This is a genomic window from Endozoicomonas sp. ALC013 (assembly GCF_049310205.1).
Lineage (GTDB): Bacteria > Pseudomonadota > Gammaproteobacteria > Pseudomonadales > Endozoicomonadaceae > Endozoicomonas.
This window is the reverse complement of the sequence record NZ_JBLYNS010000333.1, coordinates 1-2,131: the sequence shown is the minus strand read 5'-3', so window position 1 is coordinate 2,131 and position 2,131 is coordinate 1. Positions and strand designations below refer to the sequence as shown.

General features: G+C 54.5%; 1 protein-coding gene. It reads right to left on the bottom strand.

Annotated elements, in window-relative coordinates:
• On the bottom strand, window positions 1–2,131 hold a 2,131-nt coding region (locus ACO6V1_RS23620), incomplete at both ends, for a DUF1601 domain-containing protein (RefSeq protein WP_422468996.1).

Here is a 2,131-nt window from a genome sequence, read left to right as displayed (position 1 = left end):
AATCACCATGTTGTGATCTGGCAGAAGCAGGTCAACCGGAGGCAATGAGTTCAGACTCTTTTCTTCTTCAATCTGCAAAGAGGGAAAGTATGATTGGAGTTGATCGCGAACCTCGGATTGACGTTTTGACATGGTAGTCTGGTAATGGGGGACGAACGGGCACGCTCTCCCGAGCCAAATTGCGGCCATGGCAATGATGCGTTGATCCTCTTCGTTGTCCGGGAATGTATTTTTCAGGCGAGTAAACAGGTCATCCATGTGCTTTTCAAGCCAGTTACTGTTATTGGAGTCCAGAGACAATCTGGCACAGCAAACCATCACTCCCCACAGAGAAATCAATAGGTCTTGCTGTGAGAGCTGAGGGTTTTCACTGATTCGGTAAACAAGCGATTCGAACATAGAGGTCACCAGGTTCAGCTCAACGAACTCACCCAGTTTCGCGATGGTCCACAGCAGGTTGGCGATGCCTTGGGCATTAAATTGGTCTTTCTGTGCGTTCACGAGGGGCAACAGTGCGGCCACAGCCTCGTTGAACCCTGGTGTTCGCTCCTGCCCGCTGTCTACCTGTTTTGCCATGGCCCACAGTAGGTTGACGATAGCCTGAGGAATAAATTGGTTTTTTTGTGCGTTCACGAGGGGCAACAGCACGGCCATGGCCTCTTTAAGTTCTGGTGTCTGCTCCTGCCCTTTGTCCACCAGTTTCGCCATGGCCCACAGCAGGTTGGCGATTTCCTGTGGGTTAAAGTTAGCTTTCTCTGGGTTGACTTGTGGCAACAGCACGGCCACGGCCTCTTTGAGCTGCGGTGTCCGCTCCTGCCCGTTGTCCCGCAGTTTCGCCATGGCCCACAGCAGGTTGGCGATTTCCTGTGGTTTAAAGTTAGCTTTCTCTGGGTTCACTTGTGGCAACAGCACGGCCACGGCCTCTTTGACCTGCGGTGTCCGCTCCTGCCCGTTGTCCACCAGTTTCGCTATGGCCCACAGCAGGTTGGTGATATGCTGAGGAATAAATTGCTCTTTGTTTGCGTTCACGTGGGGCAACAGCGCGGCCACGGCATCATTGAGCCCTGGTGACCACTTCTGCCCGTTGTCCACCAGTTTCGCTATGGCCCACAGCAGATTGGCGATACCCTGTGGTGTAAAGTGAGCTTTCTGTGCGTTCACGTGGTGCAACAACGCGGCCACGGCCTCTTTGAGACCCGGTATCCGCTTTTGCCCGTTGTCCACCAGTTTCGCCATGGCCCACAGCAGATTGGCGATACCCTGTGATTCAAAGTGAGCTTTCTGTGCGTTCACTTGGGACAACAGCGCGGCCACGGTCTCGTTGAGTTCTGGTGTCTGCTGGTGCCCGTTGTCCACCAGTTTCGCCATGGCCCACAGCAGGTTGGCGATACCCTGGGCATCAAATTGGTCCTTCTGTGCGTTCACATGGGGCAACAGAGCGGCCACGGCCTCGTTGAGCTCTGGTGCCCGCTCCAGCCCACTGCTCACCAGTTTCGCCATGGCCCACAGCAGGTTGACAATACCCTGTGGTTTAAAGTTAGCTTTCTGTCCATTTACGTGGGGTAACAGCGTAGCCACGGTCTCGTTGAGTTCTATTGTCTGTTCCTGTCCGTTGTCCACCAGTTTTGCCATGGCCCACAGCAGGTTGGCAATGCCCTGGGTATTAAATTGGTCTTTCTGTGCTTTCACGTGGGGCAACAGTGTGGCTACAGCCTCTTTGAGCCCTGGTGTCAATTCATGCCTGTTATCCACCAGTTTCGCCATGGCCCACAGCAGATTGGCAATTTCCTGTGGTTTAAAGTTGGTTTTCTGTGCGTTCACGAGGAGCAACAGTGCGGCCACGGACTCGTTGAACTCTGGTGTCTGTTCCTGCCCGTTGTTCACCAGTTTCGCCATGGCCCACAGCAGGTTGGCGATTTCCTGTGGTTTAAAGTGAGCTTTCTGTGCGTTCACGAGGGGCAACAGCACGGCCACGGCCCCGTTGAGCCCTGGTGTCTGCTCGTGCCCGTTGTCCACCAGTTTCGCCATGGCCCACAGCAGGTTGGCGATTTCCTGTGGTTTAAAGTGAGCTTTCTGTGCGTTCACGAGGGGCAACAGCACAGCTACGGCCCCGTTGAGCCCTGGTGTCTGT